This window comes from Desulfosporosinus paludis, from assembly GCF_045689965.1.
GTDB classification, from domain to species: domain Bacteria; phylum Bacillota; class Desulfitobacteriia; order Desulfitobacteriales; family Desulfitobacteriaceae; genus Desulfosporosinus; species Desulfosporosinus paludis.
This window is the reverse complement of sequence record NZ_CP144211.1, coordinates 1,035,498-1,057,175: the sequence shown is the minus strand read 5'-3', so window position 1 is coordinate 1,057,175 and position 21,678 is coordinate 1,035,498. Positions and strand designations below refer to the sequence as shown.

Annotated in this window: 17 protein-coding genes; 10 read left to right on the top strand and 7 right to left on the bottom strand. The window is 41.5% G+C overall.

Translation table 11 applies throughout. From position 1 onward, the window contains the following. Positions 1-72: 72 nt before the first annotated feature. The 5 genes from VZF35_RS05400 to VZF35_RS05380 all read left to right on the top strand — a co-directional run bounded on the left by VZF35_RS05400 (position 73) and on the right by VZF35_RS05380 (position 7,607). Complete coding sequence (locus VZF35_RS05400) at positions 73-1,860, top strand: methyl-accepting chemotaxis protein (RefSeq protein ID WP_407311701.1); 1,788 nt, start codon at positions 73-75, stop codon at positions 1,858-1,860. A 93-nt stretch (positions 1,861-1,953) separates the two neighbouring features. After that, the gene (locus tag VZF35_RS05395) at positions 1,954-2,331 is read left to right on the top strand and encodes a hypothetical protein (RefSeq protein ID WP_407311699.1); all 378 of its coding nucleotides are present in this window, start codon (positions 1,954-1,956) and stop codon (positions 2,329-2,331) included. 320 nt (positions 2,332-2,651) lie between these two features. Further along, positions 2,652-5,108 (top strand): DNA ligase D, encoded by a 2,457-nt coding sequence (gene ligD, locus VZF35_RS05390; protein ID WP_407311697.1) that lies wholly within the window; start codon positions 2,652-2,654, stop codon positions 5,106-5,108. Positions 5,109-5,455: 347 nt separating this feature from the next. After that, positions 5,456-7,183, top strand: a complete 1,728-nt coding sequence (locus VZF35_RS05385; RefSeq protein WP_407311695.1) for a sigma-70 family RNA polymerase sigma factor — start codon at positions 5,456-5,458, stop codon at positions 7,181-7,183. Positions 7,184-7,283: 100 nt separating this feature from the next. Further along, positions 7,284-7,607, top strand: a complete 324-nt coding sequence (locus VZF35_RS05380) for a heavy metal-binding domain-containing protein (protein ID WP_407311693.1) — start codon at positions 7,284-7,286, stop codon at positions 7,605-7,607. Positions 7,608-8,114: 507 nt separating this feature from the next. Here the strand turns inward: VZF35_RS05380 and bioB are convergent. Then, entirely contained in the window at positions 8,115-9,074 is a 960-nt protein-coding gene (gene bioB, locus VZF35_RS05375; RefSeq protein WP_407311691.1) for a biotin synthase BioB, read from the bottom strand. A gap of 466 nt (positions 9,075-9,540) precedes the next feature. Here bioB and VZF35_RS05370 point away from each other — a divergent pair, with 466 nt between their 5' ends. After that, the gene (locus VZF35_RS05370; protein WP_407314468.1) at positions 9,541-9,900 is read left to right on the top strand and encodes an isochorismatase family protein; all 360 of its coding nucleotides are present in this window, start codon (positions 9,541-9,543) and stop codon (positions 9,898-9,900) included. A gap of 129 nt (positions 9,901-10,029) precedes the next feature. Here the strand turns inward: VZF35_RS05370 and VZF35_RS05365 are convergent, their stop codons facing one another. The 3 genes from VZF35_RS05365 to VZF35_RS05355 form a co-directional block, all read right to left on the bottom strand. Continuing rightward, a complete protein-coding gene (locus VZF35_RS05365; protein WP_407311689.1) occupies positions 10,030-11,313 on the bottom strand; it encodes a sensor histidine kinase in 1,284 nt (427 codons plus the stop codon). Further along, positions 11,280-11,963 (bottom strand): response regulator transcription factor, encoded by a 684-nt coding sequence (locus tag VZF35_RS05360; RefSeq protein ID WP_407311687.1) that lies wholly within the window; start codon positions 11,961-11,963, stop codon positions 11,280-11,282. The genes VZF35_RS05365 and VZF35_RS05360 overlap by 34 nt, the downstream gene beginning before the upstream one ends. A gap of 272 nt (positions 11,964-12,235) precedes the next feature. Continuing rightward, on the bottom strand, positions 12,236-13,009 hold the full coding sequence (locus VZF35_RS05355) for a hypothetical protein (RefSeq protein ID WP_407311685.1): 774 nt from the start codon (positions 13,007-13,009) through the stop codon (positions 12,236-12,238). 368 nt (positions 13,010-13,377) lie between these two features. Between VZF35_RS05355 and VZF35_RS05350 the strand changes: the two genes are divergently transcribed. The 4 genes from VZF35_RS05350 to VZF35_RS05335 all read left to right on the top strand — a co-directional run bounded on the left by VZF35_RS05350 (position 13,378) and on the right by VZF35_RS05335 (position 19,221). Then, the gene (locus VZF35_RS05350) at positions 13,378-13,929 is read left to right on the top strand and encodes a hypothetical protein (protein ID WP_407311683.1); all 552 of its coding nucleotides are present in this window, start codon (positions 13,378-13,380) and stop codon (positions 13,927-13,929) included. Between the two features lie 210 nt (positions 13,930-14,139). Continuing rightward, the gene (locus tag VZF35_RS05345; RefSeq protein WP_407311681.1) at positions 14,140-14,712 is read left to right on the top strand and encodes a TetR/AcrR family transcriptional regulator; all 573 of its coding nucleotides are present in this window, start codon (positions 14,140-14,142) and stop codon (positions 14,710-14,712) included. 197 nt (positions 14,713-14,909) lie between these two features. Then, a complete protein-coding gene (locus VZF35_RS05340; RefSeq protein WP_407311679.1) occupies positions 14,910-18,002 on the top strand; it encodes an efflux RND transporter permease subunit in 3,093 nt (1,030 codons plus the stop codon). After that, entirely contained in the window at positions 17,992-19,221 is a 1,230-nt protein-coding gene (locus VZF35_RS05335; protein WP_407311677.1) for an efflux RND transporter periplasmic adaptor subunit, read from the top strand. Before VZF35_RS05340 ends, VZF35_RS05335 begins: the two co-directional genes overlap by 11 nt. Before the next feature lie 107 nt (positions 19,222-19,328). Here VZF35_RS05335 and VZF35_RS05330 read toward each other — a convergent pair whose 3' ends face one another. From VZF35_RS05330 to VZF35_RS05320, 3 genes are all read right to left on the bottom strand, one after another. Beyond that, entirely contained in the window at positions 19,329-19,472 is a 144-nt protein-coding gene (locus VZF35_RS05330; protein ID WP_407311675.1) for a hypothetical protein, read from the bottom strand. A 150-nt stretch (positions 19,473-19,622) separates the two neighbouring features. Next, entirely contained in the window at positions 19,623-20,849 is a 1,227-nt protein-coding gene (locus VZF35_RS05325; protein ID WP_407311673.1) for an ammonium transporter, read from the bottom strand. Positions 20,850-21,211: 362 nt separating this feature from the next. After that, a complete protein-coding gene (locus VZF35_RS05320) occupies positions 21,212-21,670 on the bottom strand; it encodes a MarR family winged helix-turn-helix transcriptional regulator (RefSeq protein WP_407311671.1) in 459 nt (152 codons plus the stop codon). Between the last annotated feature and the right edge of the window lie 8 nt (positions 21,671-21,678).

Sequence of the window (21,678 nt, the reverse complement as noted above, 5' to 3'; positions counted from 1 at the left end):
AGTATCAAGAGATAGGAAAATAAAAACTATAACTTAGCCGAATTATGGCTAGAAAAAGAAGGAGAGGGACAATTGTTAAGAAAAGTAAAGCTTAACCGGAGTATCTTAATCCTAATTATTGTGTATGCCTTAGTTGCGGTTTTAGTAGGAACAATAAACATCTTAAGTATTGAAGATAATAGTCAAAAAAGTATCGATCTTTATACGAAAACTCTGAATGAAAGTTATGACCAAAAGCTTCGCTCTGTCACCCAACAAGCTATTAGCACTTTAAATGGAATATATCAGCAAGAACAGCAAGGTAGCCTTACTGAAGCACAGGCCAAACAACTGGCGGTCAACGTTATGACAAGCATGCGCTACGGCGATGACGGGCAAGGATATTATTGGGGAGATACAATTGATGGTACTTGCGTTTTTCATGGTACAAACCAATCGCTGGTTGGAACTAACCGGAATAATTCGAAAGATTCCAAAGGCAACTACTATATTCAAGAGATCCGCAAAGCTGCTCTTAATGGTGGAGGTTATATTAACTATTGGTTTCCAAAAGCAGATCCCAAAGATACGATACAATATCCTAAAAGGGGTTATGCACTAGAATTTAAGCCTTGGCAATGGGTTATTGGCACAGGTAATTATATTGATGATATTCAAAAAACAGTATCTCAGCGTCAAGCCATAGTGGACCATGAAAATAGAATTGGCATTACATATTCTCTCGTAGGCACGCTTTTGATAATATTGGTATCTATCGTTTTTTCTCTAATTATTAATCGAAAGCTTACTAACCAGTTAACACCTATGGCTGAAGCAGCAACACAAGTCGCTGAAGGGAAGCTTAAAACTCCAGAAGTTATCGCTAATGGCAACGATGCCATCGGGCATTTAGGCAAATCTATAAATGTTATGACTAGGAACTTGCGAGAAATAGTCGATAAAGTGATGTCATCTTCAAACAAAGTTGCTTCAACGGCAAATGAACTGAGCATTGGAGCGGAACAGTCGGCTCAAGCATCTAGTCAAATTTCTTCTGCAATTGTTGAGGTCTTTTCCGGGAATGAAAAACAGCTAAATATAGTGGATAATACGAGAAATGTAGTCAATAAAATGAAAGATGGAATCACTAAGATGCTTGATTTTCCCAAAGAAGTAGTAAATACAGCTGATAAAGCTGCAGAATCGGCTCTTAGAGGGAGCAATGTTATCGATAAAACGATTGACCAAATGAATAATATCGAAAAAACTGTTGCCATCTCTGCTGAAGCAATCGAAAACTTAGGTGAACAATCGAAAGAAATAAGTCAAATTGTTGATGTAATCTCGAGCATTGCATCTCAAACAAATTTATTAGCTCTTAATGCAGCTATAGAAGCCGCACGAGCTGGAGATCAAGGCAAAGGGTTTGCAGTAGTGGCTGATGAAGTAAGAGCGCTTGCTGAACAATCCAGCCTCGCAGCCAAACAAATAGCCGATTTAATATCGTTAATTAATAGCAATACTCAAAAAGCCGTAACGACTATGAATAAAGGAATTCATGAAGTTTCAATTGGTACGGAAGTTGTACTTAGTGCCGGTATAACATTTAAAGAAATAAATGATTTAGTTAATACTGTTTCGGCACAGATAAGGGAAATCTATGGCGAGATTCAGCAAACGTCCTTGGGAAGCAATCAAATTGTAGAAGCTATTCATGATCTTGACGTGGTTAGCCAAACAATTGTCGATCAGACACAGGCTGTATCCTCTTCAACACAAGAACAGTCGGCCTCGATCGAACAAATTGCCGCCGGCAGTAAAATTCTTTTTGACATGGCCCAGGAACTTCAATCTGCTGTATCAAAATTTCAGATTCAATGAGCTGGGGGATGATAATCTGTTTTGTGGCCAGGTATCTAGCATTTATGGCGTTTTTGAGAAGTTGAATAACTTTATAACGAGGAGCTAATTAAAATGAAAAAAATTTACTTGTTTCTTCTTTTAGTAGTCATAGCTGTACCAACATCTATACTGTCATTTAAGGCAGGATATAGTAATTCCGCAAAAGCAATGGTAGACGTATTTGAAACCTCGAAAGCCATTGTAGCGGCTCAATTGCCTAAAGATAGTAACCCTAAATTCTCTTACTTAACAGATAGTCATGTGAAAAGTTTAGGTGACGGGAAATATGAGGTTGACAGTTATGTGGATTATTTAAATAATGCAAAACATGCTAATCATATTCAATATTCTATGACACTACATTGGGACGGACAAAAGTATGATCTGGTGAATTTAACTTCGGAATCCACCCTGCCCCTTAAATATGCAGGAACTCCTATTAATTCTTGAACGCACTAACCTACTCCACTTGGTCTTCGAAGCAAAAAGCACCTCAAATTCGAGGTGCTTTTTGCTTTGCAACAGGCAGTTACATCTGACAGAAAGCGCACGGAAAACGACCGGATACTTGTAATTCAATTGGAAACAATAGCTCTGAAGTGTTTTCACAATGATATCGTGTAAATCGGTCGTAACTCTTGGCATACTGATCCCGAGCGCGATCCCGACCACGATCTACCCAGCCACGGAGGATAAAAGGTGACCGACCTCATGGTGGCTCAAAGTCAGCGTGGAGAAGGCCAAAAAAGAGAAGGAACCGGGGTAATTGTATGACTGCAAAACTCAACGAGTACAACCAAAAAAGGAATTTTGCCAGAACCCTGGAACCGGAAGGGAGAACAGAAATGGCCCAAGAGGGCCTGAGGTATGTTGTCCAGCACCACATAGCCCGCAGAGATCATTACGATTTCCGTCTGGAATGGGACGGAGCTCTCTTAAGCTGGGCAGTGCCTAAAGGCCCTTCCTACGATACCCGAGACAAGAGGCTCGCCATTCGGGTGGAGGAGCATCCTTTGGAATACAGGAACTTTGAGGGGACGATTCCCAAAGGGGAATATGGCGGCGGAGTCGTCATGCTCTGGGATGAAGGGTGCTGGGAACCTTATGGGGATGTGGCTGAGGGACTCCGTGCAGGTGTGCTGAAGTTTGTTCTGCAAGGACGTAGGCTTAAAGGAAAGTGGGCTCTGGTGCGTTTGAAAGGGAAAGCGGGCGAGAAGCAGGATAACTGGCTGTTATTAAAAGAAAAAGATGAGTATGCCAAAACTGCCGAAGGGATTTCTGTATTTACCACCAGCGTCAGAACCGGACGCACCATGAGGGAAATTGAAGAAGGGGAAGACGAAAGGATCACGAGCAACCCCTTCAGCAGTACCGGCGTGCAGCTTGCCCAATTAGTCCATACGGCTCCTAAGGGTGAGGATTGGCTTTATGAGTTGAAATATGACGGCTACAGGATACTGGCCTATATTGAAGGCAACAGCGTCCGACTGATCACCAGGAACGGCAATGATTATAGCGAACGGTTCCAGGATATCGTCTCTTCCCTCGTCGAATGGGCGGTTGGCAGGGCGATGATTCTGGACGGCGAAATGGCCATCACTGACGCAGCGGGCAAGACGGATTTTCAGGCACTGCAGAACTATATAAAAAATCCCCAGGCCAAAAACCTGACTTATATCGTCTTTGATCTCCTGGCGCTGGATGGAGCGGACCTCCGGGGACAGCGCCTGATTGACAGGAAGGAAACCCTGGAAGCTTTGCTGAAGGATGCTCCTAAAAACCTCCACTACAGCCGGCATGTGAAAGGAAACGGAAGGGAAAGTTTCCGCGCGGCCTGTGAGGCAGGCATGGAAGGGATCGTTGGCAAAAAAGCCGATTCCGTCTACAGCGGAGCAAGAAACGGCGACTGGATCAAACTTAAATGCGATAAAAGGCAGGAATTTGTGATCGGTGGATATACGCTTTCCGATAAAAAAACGAGGGGGGTAAGCTCCCTGCTCCTGGGTGTCTATGCAGACGGGGAATTAGTCTATGCCGGACGTGCCGGCACCGGCCTGAGCGAAGCCGACATGAAAGAGCTGGAGGGAAAATTTGCGGGCCTACAGAGAAGGGAGCCACCTTTCCAACTCGCGCCCAAGCCCAGGTCGAAGGAAAAGATCACCTGGCTTGAACCTGAACTGGTCGCGGAAATTAAATTTGCCGAATGGACCGCAGATCATCTGTTAAGGCAGGCAAGCTTCAAAGGCCTGCGGACGGATAAGAATCCCAGGGATATTAAAAAGGAAAAAGCGGATGAGGATAAAGCCGATGAGGAAATACAGCATCCATCAGCGGCTAAAGAAGCGGGGAGACCCATGAAAGTAAACGCCAACAGTCTCATCATTGAAGGAATAAAGATTAGCAACCCGGACAAGGTGATCTTTGCCGACCCTGAAATCACCAAAGGGGATGTGATCCGGTATTACGCCCAGGTGGCAGAGCGCATGCTGCCCTATGTGAGCCGCAGGGTTCTCAGCATTGTGCGCTGTCCCAAGGGCATCTCTCAGACCTGCTTCTATAAGAAGCATCCCGGTCCGGGCAGCCAAGGAATCGTCACCATCCCTATTTCCACCGGCGGCGGAGAAATGGAAGACTATTTCTATATTGAGGATACATCCGGGCTGATCGCCGAAGCACAAATGGGCACGCTGGAATTTCATATCTGGGGAAGCCGTGTTGACGAGCTGGAAAAGCCTGATATGCTGGTTTTTGATCTGGATCCTGATGAGGGAATGGATCTGAGCAGAGTGCGCCAGGGTGTGCGGGATATGAAAACTATTCTGGCCGAGCTTTCCCTGAACTCTTACCTCAAGACCAGCGGCGGCAAAGGATACCATGTGGTCGTCCCTTTAAAACCTGCCATCTTATGGGATGGGTTTCACGATTTTGCCAGGCGCGTTGCCGAAGTGATGGAGCAGAAGTGGCCAGACCGCTACACAAGTAATGTGAGGAAGGCTAAGCGTACCAACAAGATCTTTATCGACTGGATTCGCAACGGCAGAGGCGCTACCAGCATTGCCCCTTATTCCCTAAGATCGAGAAAAGGGGCCGGGGTGTCCATGCCTATCGCCTGGGATGAACTGGACGCGGTGGCTCCCGACGGTGTCAATATGACGGAGGCTCTCCGAAGGATCGGCAACAATGACCCCTGGAACGATTTTTTTCGGAATCATCAGCAGCTCAAATGAACAGGCGCGCAGATAAGTATAGTATATTTTAGTTATGAATTCGTTTCTTAAGCAAAGGGGGTACTGGGCTCGACCGGTATCTTTTTTGTAATGTCAGAAAGTATAACTTCGGCTTATCATTGATACGGTCGGCGTATGGAGATCTGCGGCGGAACGATTTCCTTCGAAAGAAAGGAGAGGGAAGGGAACTGGTCGTTTATGACGAGAAATAAATTTTGACTTGAATGGAACTTTTCTAATACTCCTTGAATCCTATTAGTGAAATGCGTTTCTGGTTAGCAACTTAAGTCAAAAGACAATCGATCAAGAGAAATTATGGAAATGGAGGTGAATTACTAAAAGTGGAAATGAATCTAATTAATGCAGCCCGTAACGGTGATCTCGGCGCCTGGGAACATTTGTTGCGTGAAATATATCCACAAGCATTAGGTCAAGCGTCATATTTGCTGAGAGATAAAGATTTAGCCCGAGATGCAGTGCAGAATGCTATGCTCAAAGTTTTCAACAATTTGTCGGGGTTAAAGGATGATGGCGCTTTTAACGGTTGGTGGCGGAGAATTTTAACGAATGAAATATATCTCTTACTAAGGTTTAGCGGCAAGGAAACTCCTGATTTTCAACAAGAGTTTCTAATCCAAAACGGACCGTCCGTTGAGGATTATGTAGCCCTTAAGCTGGAACTTTCTCAAGCAATTAAAAGACTGCCATTAGAACAGCAGCAGGCCGTTCTGGATATAGACCTGCGAGGGCTTGAATTAAAAGAAGCAGCAGATGATTACAATATACCTTTAGGGACGGTAAAATCACGGTTATTTCGGGCCAGAGCCCGTTTGCAGGACTCACTAAGAGATTACATCTGCAAGTCAAAGGAGAGAGATGCCATGGCTACTAACAATTTAGATTTAGGTAATAAAATTTATGATTATTTGGAAGGAACAATGGATGCAGTGGATAGAAGAACATTTGAACATGAATTGGAGCAAAACCAGGAGTGGAAGCAACAACTGAAAAGTCAAAAGGACTTCCTAACGCTGTTGCATTTAATAACGGGTAAAATTGCGTTAAGTGCTAGCGAAGTGAAAGTAAAGGTGCAAGCGGTTATTGATAAAATAGCTGACTACGAGGAAGTAGTCGATGATATTTCCTTTGAGAATGGAAATCCGACGACTATGACATCTCATATCTGGTTTAAAAGGCCGGAGCTTTACCGAACGGATGGCAACAGTCCCTTAACGGGTCCAATAACCATCATCGTTAAGGATAATTTCATGCTGAGCTGGGCGGCGGAAACAAAACAGGCTAAGAAAATCAAGCTAAGCCAAGAGTACAGGGAACGCACGAATTTAAGTTTTCCGGATCGCTTAAAAGCAATGGCAGAGAATAAGTCCAGCAGGATTTTAGGCACTGAATATTTGCAGGGCAGACCAACATTGCATGTGCAATTTGTAGAGAAAGTTCAGGGATTGGGGGAAATGAACACTCATCTTTGGATGGATAAGGAAACATGGATGCCTATATTGACGGAATACTACAACGTGAATGGACAACTCGTAAATCGTCGTGAAGTCAGGGAACTTAGGATAAATCAGGGGTTAGCGGATACTCTGTTTGAACTGAATCTGCCTGAAGATGTGAAAATTGAGGAAGAGAAGGGTCAGCAAGTCAATTTCCCCCAAGAAATCACCCTGGAAAAGGCTGGTAAAATTTTAGGTTATTCTCCCTACGTCATGCCCAATCAGAATTTAAAGGCAAAGCACCAATGGGTCGGAATAAACGATGACAAAGGTATTTTGATCAGTAATTACACCGTTTTAGGAGAGCAGCATCCTTTGCTCTCAGTGACTCAAGGGCCTATGCCACATGCCAATATTCCTCCTAACACAGCCAGAGAAATTGTAGAGTTTGAATTTGCCGGCTCAAAAATCGAAGGGGATTTGATAAAGTTAGAAATAGGGGGCGTTAAATACATCCTCACATGGCAGCACAAGGATGTCTATATGACCTGTGGCGGACAGTTGGAGAAGAGTGAACTGTTAAAAATTCCAGGAGAATTAGTTCAAACTATTCGTCCCTAAACAATACTCTTGTTTAGCAAACCTTTACCGCGAGGATTTGACAGTAAATTGCCAGGAATCTGTTGGAATTTACCTGGATACGAAGAAGGGGGCTATAGATATGTTGGTAGTTACCACTGAAAATATCAAAGGTTATAAAGTTACAGATGTTAAAGGACAGGTGTTTGGCGTCGTTGTTCGCAGTCGGGGTTTAGGCGGGAATATAATGGCTTTGCTGCGCAGTCTTGTCGGTGGAGAAATCCATGAATACACTGCACTGCTTGAAGACACTCGTAAACAGGCTGTAGACCGTCTGGTTAAGAATGTTCAAGCTATGGGAGCAAACGCAGTTGTGATGATGAGATTCGATTCCAGCGAAATTGGGCAGACCATGAGTGAGATTGTGGCCTATGGTACTGCAGTAGTGGTGGAGAAAGAAGTCTAAGATGAGAGGTATTCATTGACCCTGTTAACGGTCATAAACTTAGAGTCTATTATGATCCCCAGACCGGCAATAGATTTTATCACAAAGTTAAAGAGGAATAACGATACTATAGAATCCCAGGCCCTTCCGGTCTGGGATTCTGTTTGTCACGAGCTATTCGATCAGTTCATTCTTGCCAGGAAATTTTTAAGGGTTCTCTATCCACCAGTTGCTTAAAAGAATAGACTGGATATCACACAAGCAGAGCGCCTGTGACGATTTTGTTTTCGGAGAGCTTTAATAGTCTAAGCAGAGGTTCATATCCAGTTGCGGTGCAATAACTCAGAGGTACGTTACAAAAATTACTGTATTTTTTCATACCCGTTTTTTATATGCCCTCATCGCAAAGATATAAGCTACGAGCATAATCCCGACGCACCACGCAAGAGCGATCCATATATCAGTTTGAAAGGTTCTATAAAGGGGATTATTCCCGCACAGAGGATGACGGCTCTAGCTTAGGGCTTGCTATAGTTTTCTCACCTCGAAGCCAAGCTCAGACAGCATTTTCAGATCCTCATTTATGGAGATACCCGAGGTCGTAAGCATATCGCCTGATATAGCGGCGTTTGCTCCGGAGCAAAATACCGAGCGTCCCTTATCTGGCAGCAGGCCGCGGCCTCCTGCCAGACGCAGTGCGGCATCAGGCAGGAGAAAACGGTAAATGGCTACGATACGGCGTACCTCGTCGTTTTTGAGCGGGGGACGCTTCTCGAAGGGTGTACCTTTAATGGGGTTAAGGATGTTGATGGGAATTGATTTTATTCCCAAAGAACGCAGCTCCAGAGCCATATCAATACGGTCCTCCATCGTTTCACCCAGCCCCATAATACCGCCGCTGCAAACAACTAGGCCCGCACGCTGTGCCGCCTTGATCGTTGCTATTTTTTCCTCAAAGGTATGGGTCGTGCAGACGGAGCTGAAAAAGCGCCGCGACGTTTCCAGATTGTTATGATACCTGGTTACTCCGGCCGCCTTCAGCTTCACAAATTGTTCGTAGCTTAGAAGTCCGTGAGAGGCGCAGAGGGAAATTGGGCAGCTCTGATGGATGGACAGATAATTGGCACACATCTCATCTACTTCAGCATCGGTCAAGCGCTTGCCCGATGTGACAACACTGTAACGTAATATGGCCTTTCTATAATTGTAGACAGCTTGCTTTACCAGCGAATCCCTATCCAGGAGCGGGTATTCCTCGATTTTCGCAGGATAATGAGCAGACTGCGCGCAATAGTTGCAGTCTTCCGTGCAGCGGCCGCTCTTTCCGTTGATGATGGTGCAGATATCAAACCCGTTGCCGCAAAAGTGAATTCTTAATTCATTAGCGGCCTTGCAAAGCACTTCAAGCTCTATGCCTTGCAGTGAGAGTGCGTTTTCTCGCGTAATATAATCGCCTGAAAGCACTTTATTTTTTAGTTGCTCAATCATTTGCCATTTCTCCCTTGTTATGACGGGAAAACGATATCCCCGCCTGCTGTTGCTCCTTATCAGTACTTCTGGTTCTATAACTGTTCAAACCTGGCAAGCATGTGTGTTTTCCCACAGGATGCTTTTTGAGTATTATATTGGGCACAAAATTAATTGTCAACTAATTATGAATTAATCGGTTGACAATTGGGGTTCGATTTGTATTCAATTTGCATTTTAGATGGTTCGAATATTGATTGGTAGGTATGAACTATACACATAAAAGATGAATTGATAGGATACTAGGGGACTTAGAGGTTTTGGTTAGTATTGAAAGTATTATTTATTTTATACTTGCCGTTATGGGGTTATTGACCTTCATGGTTGGTACTTTTTATTGCCTGACCTTTTATTTTTTGTCTTCAGCGTTGCTTGATCCCTGCCAGGAAATTTTTAAGGGTTCTCTGTCTACGAGTCGCTTAAAAGAATAGACTGGATTGATTTTTATAGAGAGAGCTATCCTATGGCGGGAGAAGAAATCATAATCAAGCATAGACCTGACAGTTTCTTGGGTACAAATCTAAAAGAAAAACTGGAGGAGAAGAGTGTTGATGCCTTTGTGGTATGTGGCATGATGACTCATATGTGTATAGATACAACAGTTAGAGCCGCTGGCAATTACGGATATTCTGTTACACTAATCGAAGATGCATGTGCAACAAGGGATTTGGTATGGGGAGGAATCACAGTTTTGGCAGAACAGGTTCAGACTGCATATATGGCAGCTCTTGATGGGACTTTTGCTAGGGTGCTGAAGGCGGATGCCTGGATTAAGGAGCATAAGTAAGCATATCTAGAAGGAAAGTGACTATGCCTTTCCGGGAGCTGTTCTGCGGGATAAGATGGCATGTTTCCTTAATTGGTAGGAACTAATTGACTAAAATAACTGACATTGATGAAAGGACAAAAGGAGCCGTCATTTTCCCTTTGGTAACTGAATAGTAAATGAGGTTTCTTTTCCCGGAATACTAGAGACTTCAATGGTAGCATTATGGCTTTTAACAATCCAATTAGCGATCGAAAGACCAAGTCCTGTACCTTCAATACTTTTTGCTCTAGCCTTATCAATTCGATAAAAACGCTCAAAAATTTTATCGAGATGTTGTTCTTCGATTCCTTCGCCGGTATCAGATACTAAAATTTCCACAGCATTACTGATACTTCTCATCGATATTGTAACTTGACCATTAGTTGGGGTATGTTTAATGGCATTGTCAACGAGAATAAGTATGAGTTGGCTTATTCTCTTTTCATCCCCATTAACGTCCACATCAGACTCAATGTTAAGTGCTAATTCAATACCTTTGGCCTTTGCCATAGGTATTAGTGGTTTTATGACCCGGTTAATAGTCCTGTCTAAAGAGAAGTTGGTTTTTTCGAGTAACTGTTGTTCCGAATCAACCCTTGCTAAGAACAACAAGTCTTCCACCAGTCTTGTCATATGAGACACTTCAATCTTAATATTTTTTAACCATTCTTCTTGCTCTTCCACGGTTTCTTTAGGATTTCCCATTACCAACTCAAGATTCGTTTGGATTACTGCCAGGGGAGTGCGAAGTTCATGAGAGGCGTCTGCTACAAAATCCTTTTGTCTTTGCCAAGATTTTCTAATCGGAATTAAGGCTTTATTGGCTAAGTAGAGACTACTGTAAAACGCTAAGGCTAAACAGATTACACCAGTTATAAATAGCGCTGCCAGTAAGAATTTAAGAACCATGAATTCTCGATCTAGAGATACAGCAACAATCAATATACCTTGTTGCTTTTGGGGGACTTTGAGAAAGGTATACTTGAGATCGTGCCAATCTAAATCCCCTTTACTACTCGTCCTCCTTAGAATTCCTTCAGCGACCTTATTTAGTTCCTTTGAGTCGAAGTGTGGGTTTGCCGAGAAGGTTTTTGTAATTTCACCAGATTCATTGGTCCTAATATAGAAATAATCGGTCTTATCGAACTGTTCCAGTTGTTGCGCTGAGTCGGCCTCAATGGCAGTAGTGATATTTTGTACTAATTGTTCTGATTGGTTAAAGATTTGATGTTCCATGAGAAAATAGGTACTTAAAACAAATACCACTAGGAGTATCGTCATAATGAAACTATTCGATAAGGTAAGCTTTAATCTTAAAGAATCGAATAGTTTATCGCCTTTCAAAAGATATCTTAATCTCAACGAGATGATTTTTCTGATCCTCTTAAACAATAACCCACCCCCCGAATCGTTTCTACTGAACAATCATAAGAATTAATCTTTTTTCGTAAATAGTAAATATATACTTCAACATTAGATAACTCTACGTCCGAGTCTAATCCCCAGACCCGATCTAAGATCTGTTCCTTAGTAATCACTTGATTAGGGTTACGCATAAAAAGCTCAAGTAATAACGATTCCTTATAGGTCAGCTTAACGCTTTTCCTTCCGTCTGTTACCTCACAACCAAGAGGGTTAAGTATCAAGCCAAATGCCTCAACACTGTCCCCTGCAAGTTGAACTCCTTTTCTTCTGGATAATGCTCTGATACGGGCCAGCAATTCATCCGTTGAAAATGGTTTGACTAGGTAGTCATCAGCCCCTGCATCAAGTCCATCGACTCGATCCTCGATAGAATCTTTGGCTGTTAATAGGATTACAGGGGTCATAATCCCGTTATTTCTAAGGTCTTTTAGAACCTCTACTCCCTCTTTATTAGGCAGCATCCTGTCTAGAATAATTAAATCATAGACTTCGGTTTCGGCCATAGCTTGACCTGTTTCCCCGTCATAAGCCAGGTCGACACCATAATTTTGTTTTCTGAGGATATAGGCTAAGGGGCCTACTAACCTTTCCTCATCATCAACGAGCAGTAACCTCATTGAAATCACCTCCCAATCATCTTACCCTATCTTGCTTTAAATTTCTTTAAAAAGGTTGATTATGTTTTTAAGGCAAATTAACGTTTTAAAATTTATACTCAAGTTAATTAAAAATATGGGAGGGTTATATTGATGCTTGAAAAACTCAAAATCTAAATAAAAAGTGGTATCTACTACTACCTTGATCATACAGATAATGATTTTCAAGTTGTATTAGGTGCGGGAAACACCCTAACTCAAATTAGGTATGGTAACTATTTCGCTGACATAAATCATTCTGTATCAAGTTGGTCGTTTAATACTATGTTCTCTGTACAGAGATTTGTTTTAGCTCTAAGAGTTGTATAAATAAGAAAAGTCATTAATACGGTACCAAGGATTGCAGAAGATCCGATCGTCCCAAAATTAAGTCCGCCTTTTTGATGAGGTTTTACCAGGAAGTCACCCATCGTTGCACCAAATGGGCGAGTTAAAACAAATGCTACCCAAAACAAAACAACTCGTGAGATTTTTGTAAAAAATGTCGCCAAGACAACGCCAAATAGCAATCCGCCAATCAGAACGGCTCCGCCAGCAAATCCAAGGCCAGAACTATCCGAAAGAAAATCGCCTAGGGCTGTACCTAATGTATTTGAAAAAAGGATTGCTATCCAATATAAAGACTCAACCCTAAAGGTATTGATTTGATCAACCGAAAGGGAACAGCCGCTGTAATGCCAAACTGCAAAAATACTTAACAAAATGGCCATAAGAATAAGCGAACCTTTTGCATACCCTAGGCCTAATGAACGATCCATGTAGTCGGATATCGTTGTGCCAGCTGTACTTGTCGAAAGTATAACGGCCCAATAAAGCCAGGGACGGTAGTTCTTTGATAAAAGCTGGGAGATAAGCGTGACAATGAAGAAACTTAACAAGATTAATGAGCTAAGGGCGTAACCGATATTAAGGGTCTGAGATAGTAAGTCACCTCCTGTCTCCCCCAGTGTCGTCGCACATATTTTCATTATCCAAAAGTAAAGGGTAATCTCTGGAATCTTCTTCATAGTTATTCCTTTCGCAATGAATTGTGTTGGTATGTAGAAAAAATGATAGAATATTATTCCCCTTTCACAAAAGTTTATGTAGTTAATTGCTAGGAAGTTGAAATAGCTTTTTTATTTTACAATAGACAAATAAAGGAATTTATACTTTTATAATAGAATGTGTAAATATATACCAAGCCTGAGATGAGTATATTCGTTATAGACTTTAAGGTGGGGGAGCAATTTGAGAAGATTTGGGTTCCTATTAGTACTAATAGTTCTAATAGTTCTAATAGTTCTAATCATCGGGGGACGTTCTATGAATATTGCCGCTTTTGACAGATATTATAAAGGTGAAAGTGCTCACTGGACGGGTTTGGAGGGGTTTTATGGATTACAAATCAGAAGACAGTTATAAATTTGCATATAGTGCAACAGTTCTTATATTGTTCCCGTTATTTCTTTTACTTGACCCTAAATACCAGGTTTCGATTCTAATATTACCATTCATAATCATGGGAAATGAGTATGCCTATATATTTCCAAGGCAAGCTATGAAATTGTATGAAGAAATACTCTTTCAATCATTACTAGATAGGTTTCGTACAGCAATTCAAATATCAATACTAGTCATTTTTGGGGTTTCTGAAGTGTACTCTTTAAAAACCTTCAATCTATTACCAATTCTGATATGCATAATCGCATATCCATTATGGTTTTCTTTCTTTCAAAAACAATCTTTAGTAATAGGAAGTAAAAATATTATTATTGGGCAAAAGTTTTTTCCCTACAAGTTTGTTTCTTCATTATCTATTGAAAAGAAGGGACTCGTTATAGAAGTAAAGGGTAAATCATTAACTATATATAATTGGGCTCTTGGTAAAAGAAGAGATAGTTTAGTAAAGGTCGTCAACGAAATTGGAGAAGTAATTAAGGCATAATTCCCCCCTTAGTAAGTTCAAAACTTTTGTTACCTTTAGGAATGCAACTAATTGCAATAGGAGACTAGTGTGTAACGTTTAAAGCTCATGTGAAAGAGTGGACAAGTACATAATTATGTACCCAAATCTAGATCATAGTTAGATTTTTGTTTATTTCTACTCGTTTTTTGTGTTATAATGTGGATGGCAATAGTGAAAAGAGGTTCATTTATGCAATACCTTAAGGATGAAGTGAGAAACAGGATCATTACAGAGGCGATGAAAGAATTTCAGAACAGGGGATTTTTACATGCATCAATGAGAGCTATAGCCGATAATGCGGGAGTAGCGATTGGCAATGTCTACAGATACTTTAAAAACAAGGAGGATCTGTTCAATGAAATAGTAGAGCCAGCCTACCAGTGTTTTTTGGGAATGGAAAAAATACATAAGGAAGACATATATTCATTCAAAGAAATCGTTTATTACATTATGGAAGTTATGAAAGAGTATAAAACCCAGTTATTAATTATGGTAGATAAAAGCAAGGGAACAAAATATGCAAGTTTTAAGGAAGAGATAACCAGGTTAGCTGAAAAAGGTATCAGAGATAGTTTATGGCCTGAATTGCAAAAAAAAGGGATTGAAGTTGATGATCCTTTTATTTTTTGTGTTATTGCCTCAACATTTATAGAGGGTTTATTTATGATCTTAAGAAAATATGAAGAGGAGGCGGCGACAAGATACTTGATTCATAGGCTGATGATTCTGTTTTTCGATGATTTAGATAAGCGCTTTGAGTAATCACTTGTCCCAAAAGTGAACAATTGTTCAAAAATAGATTAAAGCAGATAAATGAAATTTAGTACATTCTTTTAGGATAATAAGTTGGAGAGAGGACGTTAGTTGGAGTACTTAACCTAGTCATGAAATTAGATACTGAATTTATTTAGTTTGTTTTGGTTAGTTACTAAATTTGAAATGAAATAAGGAAGTAAAAGATGAATGTAACAGAGATATCGGTTAAAAAACCAGCGGCGATGTGGATGGTCGTCGTATTATTAGTGGCGTTAGGAATAATAGGTTATAGCAACATGGGAGCCAATCTACTGCCTTCGATGAATATTCCCGTGATATCAGTCACAACAACCTATAGCGGCGCCAATGCTGAGGATATCCGGAAAGATATTATTAAACCAATTGAAGATGCTGTCTCAGGTATAAGCGGGGTAGACACCATTAATTCTACGGCTAAAGAGGGATATGGAACAGTCACCGTTACTTTTAAAATGTCCGCGGACATGAATACTGCTTATTTGGATGTCCAAAAAGCTGTGGATGGTATCTCCAAAACTCTCCCTGCCAACGCCGATAAACCTGTTTTGTTTAAGATGGATACCAACGCAATACCGATCTTGCTGCTTTCTGTCAAAGGAGATAAGGTTGGCAGTGATGAGCTTTATAACGAATCAGATATTATTAAACAACAAATAGAAAAAATTCCCGGAGTGGGTAACGTTACGATCAGCGGCGGAGATAAGAAAGAATTAACGATTAAGCTGGATAAATCTGCCGTGGAATATTATGGCATAAGTATTAACACCTTAATAAGCAAATTGAATTCCGTCAATATAAACATACCTAGCGGAGAACTAAAACAGGATAATGTTGATCAATCGGTCAGAGTTATAGGACAGTTCCAAAATATCGAAGATGCTCAAAATCTGATGGTTCCTACGGCCAATGGAGGAACAGTACGCCTTGGCAATATTGCCCAAATTGGTCTTGAAGAACCGGAAGCGACTTCTCTGGCACGCTTCAATGGCCAGCAAACCATGACCATCATCGTCGGCAAACAAAGTGATGCTAATGTTGTTGAAGTGGCTAATAGTGTGAAACAAGAATTAGAGACCATTAAAAAGACCATTCCCGCTGGAATGCAAATGGATATCGCCTTTGACACCACGACCTTTATTACAAACTCTTTAACCGAGGTAAAACAGAACCTGATTGAAGGGATCATTGTCACGGCTTTGGTGTTGTATGCCTTTTTCCGCAGTTTCAGATCTTCCTTGGTAGTTCTGGTTGCCATACCGACGTCGCTTATTGCTACCTTTTTTATGATGTATAAGCTTAATTTTACCTTGAATATGATGTCCTTGATGGGATTATCGCTGGTTGTCGGTACTTTGGTTGATGATTCTATCGTGGTTATCGAGAGCATTCAAAGACATTTGACGATGGGTAAAGGGCTGGTTCAAGCAGCAATTGACGGCCGAATGGAGGTAGGAATGGCTGCCATAGCTATCAGTCTCTGTGACATTGTAATCTTTGCCCCTATATCCATGATGTCAGGGATGATTGGTCAGTATTTTAAAGAATTTGGTTTGACGATCGTTGTAGCCACGATGTTCTCCCTTTTGGTATCCTTTACGATTACGCCCATGCTCTCGTCAAGGTTATTGAAGACAGAGAAAAAGCAAGTAACTCCCGAATACAAAAAGGAAGGCCTGTTTGGTAAAGTTACTCAAAAATATCGGGAAACCCTCCTCTGGGCGCTTGAACACAGAAAAAGGGTACTGATTTTGGGAATAGCAGGCGTTATTCTAAGTATTGCTCTTATTCCTATGGGAATCTTAAAAACAGAATTCGTACCGACATCAGATCAAAGCAGTTTCACCGTCAATATAAAGCTCGCTCCCGGTTCGACGTTGAAGCAGACCAGTGACAAGGTTGCTCAGCTGGAAAATTATTTACACAATACCAAAGAGGTAAAGAGCTATTTTTCCATGATTGGTCAAAGCGGGCAATCGAACACGGACAAAGCGGTGGCCCAGATCTATGTTAATTTGGTTCCCAAAAACGACCGTAAACAAAGTCAGAGTCAAGTTGCCGGCGAGGTTCGCAGCTTTGGCAAAAGCATGACCGGAGTGGATTTTGACGTTGAAGAGTCCCAAGGCGGAGGAGGCTCAGGGAAGCCTGTTTCCATCAGTATTAAAGGGGATGATCAGGCGACTCTGGATACCCTGTCTAAGCAAGTGGAAGATGTCGTGAAATCCGTTCCCGGTGTCATAGATGTTGGTAATAGTGCGGATGTTAAAAGCAGTGAATTAAGAGTTACAATGGACAGTCTGGCTGCCGTACAGGCAGGGATTTCCACCGCAGATGTAGGCAGTACGGTCAGAATGGCCTTACAGGGCACAAACGTAGGAGTCTATAGATCCAATGATGCGGAAAATGATATTACCCTTAAATTTATGGATGGACAGATCAAAAATGTCGACGATATTAAATCCATAAAAATTACCAATCAAGCAGGAACCCAAATACCTTTAAGTCAGGTCGCTACCGTCGTGAGGGCAGAAAGTGAGCCATCTCTATCCAGAGAGGATAAGCAGGATGTTGTGACAATTGATGCTAATCTTCAGGGAAGAGTTCTCGGTGAGGTCACCAGGGATATTCAGACTAAAATGAGTTCTGTTACTTTGCCTTCCGGCTATAGCATAAGCTATGGGGCAAGTCAGAAGAATATGGCGGATTCCTTCAGCTCCCTGGGTTTAGCCTTAGGTGCTTCCTTGGCCTTGGTCTATATGATTTTAGTAGTGCTCTATGAATCGTTCTTAACTCCGGCTATAAGAATGGTTTCTCTTCCCTGTGCTATTATTGGGGCGCTTCCTTTGCTGGTCCTAACCGGGCAAACGTTAAATATGATGTCGTTTATCGGCTTGATTATGCTGGAGGGACTGTCTTCGAAAAATGGTACCTTGTTAATAGACTATACTAATACCTTAATGCACAAAGGTCTGAGCTTAAAAGAGGCCCTGATTGAATCAGGGACAACAAGACTAAGACCAATCATTATGACCAGTGCAACCATGATTGTTTCTATGCTGCCTGTAGCTCTTTCCATGGGTGAAGGAAGCGAGATGAAACAGAGTATGGCTATTGTCATCATCGGAGGCATGGTAATGTCTACGCTCCTTTCACCCATTGTTTTACCTGTTGTTTATACTTTAATGGATGATCTAAAGCATCACATTTCAAAGAAGAGAAAATCAATAAATGCCGGGGAGGTTCCGCAAATTGAAATTTAATCTTAGTAAAATCAGGCGGTTTAAGACAAGAAATGTAATTATTGGTCTGCTGGTGATAGCTGCTGTCTTGGGGGGAACTTATGTTGTAAAGCATAAAAAAGTTGAAGCCCCAGCTGTTACTGTAAAAAATGTAAAAACCCAAAAGATTGCGCTTGGTTCGTTGTCGACTGAGGTTGACTATGCCAGTAAATTTGACCCTGTCCAGGAAGTACAGGTTTTTCCTAAGACTGGAGGAAAAGTTGCCAGTTTAAATGTTGATATAGGTTCTAAGGTTACCAGCGGACAGGTTCTCTTTGCGATTGATGCGTCAGATGCTCAAGCTCAAATGCAAATACAACAGCAGGCCGTGGCCGTAGCAGAGGAAAACTTAGCGAGAACACGCTTAACCTCACAACAAACCTTAGACAAAGCCCAAATTAGTTATAATGATGCCAAAAATAATTATGATAAAACAAAGGCTTTATATGACGGGGGAGCCGTTGCCCAACAGGATTTGGATAATGCCAAAACAAAATATGATAATGCGGCTATTGAGTTAAAAGCTGCTCAAGATGATTTAGGAGTGGCAGCAGCAGAAGCACAAGTAGAACAGGCGAAAGCAAGTGTGAATGCTACTCAGGTTCAGCTCGATAATCTAACCGTAGTATCCCCTATTTCGGGTGTAGTATCGGCTAAAGATGTTAAAGTCGGAGGAATGGTCAGCAGCCAATCAGGTTCGGTTACGGTGATTGATTCCAGCAGTATGACGGCGGAAATCAGTGTTCCGGATATTGTTATCAGTAAAATTAAGCTCGGTCAAACCGTACCTGTGAGCATCAATGCCCTGCAAGACCAAAAGGTCTCCGGAGTCATTGATACGATCAGTCCTAACTCGCAGTCAAAGGACAATTCCTATTTGGTGAAAGTAAAAATTGATAATGCGCAGAGTTATTTAACCGCAGGTATGTTTATCAAAATAGCGCTGCCAGCTGAAAGTAAAAGCAATATATTGCTGGTTCCCAATGAAGCCCTCAACATAGAGAATAATGTAAACTATCTTCATGCAGTTGTTGATGGCAAAGTCAAGAAAATAGCGGTTACCGTTGGTATTGCTGATGATAAAAATACGGAAGTAAAAGGAAATATCACAAAAGGTATGGATGTGGTTACCGAAGGACAGAGCTTCCTGAATGAAGGGGAAAAGGTCAATATTATCAATGGAGATAGTAAGCCGGAATAAAGTGAGCGAAAAAATCAGCTCATCCGGCAAAGATACAAATAGCTAGCAGAGCACGACTAAGCCAACGATTCCGGCTATTATTTCCCGGAAACCGTTGGCTTTTTTTATTATTTTGGAGCTGGCCAAGAATATAGGCGGCCAAAAAAGCTTTTGATCAGCAGCGAAACATGCAAGCTTTGCTCTTCCAGCACAAAATGTCCGCCACAAAGAAAACAGGTCTCGATCAGCACTTTAGCCTCTACCACAGTCAAACCATTGATTTCACTGGTAATTTCACCTATTTCAAAAGTGTATCAAGAATGTTTACCCGTTTACAGAGGCTAAATTGCTGAGTTCAAAGTAAATGGACGACTCACACTACGGAAAGACGTCCAAAACTATGTCATTAACAATTATAAGAGTTATTGTAAATCGTAGGCACTTTCACCATGGAGTTTTGCATCAAGCCCCTCTTTTTCATCCTCTACGGATACCCGAACACTACTGAAAGTATCTAATACCTTTAGAATTAAATAGGTAATTACAAAAGAATAAAATGCTGAAAAGGCCACACCAAAAGTTTGTACGAGAAATTGGTGGACGTTACCTTGAACAAGACCTCCAACTCCATTAACGGACGATACGGCAAAAATGCCAACACAGATTGAACCTAAAATTCCGCCTACACCATGAACTCCCCAAACATCAAGTGCGTCGTCCCAATCAAGTTTTATCTTCAGCTGTACAGCGGCATAACAGGCTCCCGACGATAGTAAACCAATTATAGCGGCAGCCCATGGTTGAACAAAACCTGCTGCGGGGGTAATTGTAGCTAGACCTGCTACGGCCCCTGTAAGTACTCCAATCATAGTTGGCTTTTTTTCGTGTATCCAGGAAATTAACAACCAACTAATCATTGCGATGGAACCAGCTATATCAGTATTAACAAATGCTATAGCGGCGATTCCATTAGCAGCTAACGCGCTACCACCGTTAAAGCCGAACCAACCAAACCAGAGTAAACCAGTCCCAAGTGCAACAAAGGCAATGTTATGGGGAGCAGTACTTTCTCCAGGTAATATAGTTCTCTTTCCCACGAAAAAGACGGAAGCTAAGGCTGCAATACCGGCGCTAACGTGTACGACAATACCACCAGCAAAATCTACTAAGCCTAATTTAGCAAGGAAACCTCCACCCCATATCCAATGAACCAAAGGGATATAAACAAAAAGACTCCATAATACTAGGAATTTCAAGTAACTTTTAAAGTTTACCCGATCAGCAAATGCTCCAGTGATTAGAGCAGGCGTGATAATAGCAAACATTTCTTGATAGAGAAAATAAACCAGAAAAGGTATAGTTGGACCATAGTTAGGATTTGGAGCTATTGTAACGCCACGGAGGCCAAAATATTGTGTAAAGTCTCCGATAACTCCAAAAATATCATGACCGAAAGCCAAACTAAAACCACCCAAAATCCAAATAAGTGTCACTACTCCCATGGAAACAAAACTTTGAATCATGATAGTGAGTACATTCTTTCTACGGACCAAACCACCATAAAAAAACGCAAGCCCTGGTGTCATGAGGCATACTAAAGCAGCACTGATTAGAACTAAGGCAGTATCTCCAGAGTTTATATTGGGCATTGTATAACCTCCTCGTATAATTAATTTATAGTACAAACTGCTATCAAGGGGTATTATGCCCGCTAAACATAAAACTCTTCCGATAACTGTTATATTTCAATAATGTGTTTTCAAATCCGGCAAATCGAGCACTCCAGGCACGTTGGCGTTACTTCAATGTAAGTTTTTTAGTGGAGATTATATCTCAGTGACAGGGCGCGTCGAGGTCTTAGTGCAGTTGACTTGGATATTATTAGGTCAGTAACATTATATTTAAAATGAAAACCGGAAGATATTTTTAAATACAAGATAAGGCAATGGACGCACTCTGAAATGAGTGCGTTTTTGATATATTCGCTGGGTACATAGGCCAATGGATTATTTTATTGGTATCCATTTCCGATAAAATTATTAAGCATTTTAATAAACTCTTCAAGTTCGGAATCCTCCCAATTTGAAATGCGTTTATAGAATGCGGATTCTTTTTCTTTTAAAGCATCCATAGTCTGTTGACGTCCAAGTTCAGTTATAGATAAAAGTACTCCTCGACGATCATCAGGAGATGTTTCACTTTTAACATAACCCAAGCGCTTGAGTTGATTGACAAGGCGGCTGACAGAACTACGATCCATAGCAGTTGATTCCGCTAAAACTGTAGCATTTGTTGGGCCAAATGAGAAAAGCCATCGAACAATTAGAAAAGCTGCAGGCTGTAATGTTGAATCGAAACGTGCTGCAGTCCTGACGTTGAGTGCGTGTGAGGCACTAATAAGTGCATTTAGCTGTTCGCCAAGCTTCAGTTCTAACTGTTCTCTTGTAGTATTTTGAGTATAATCCTTCATAGTTCACC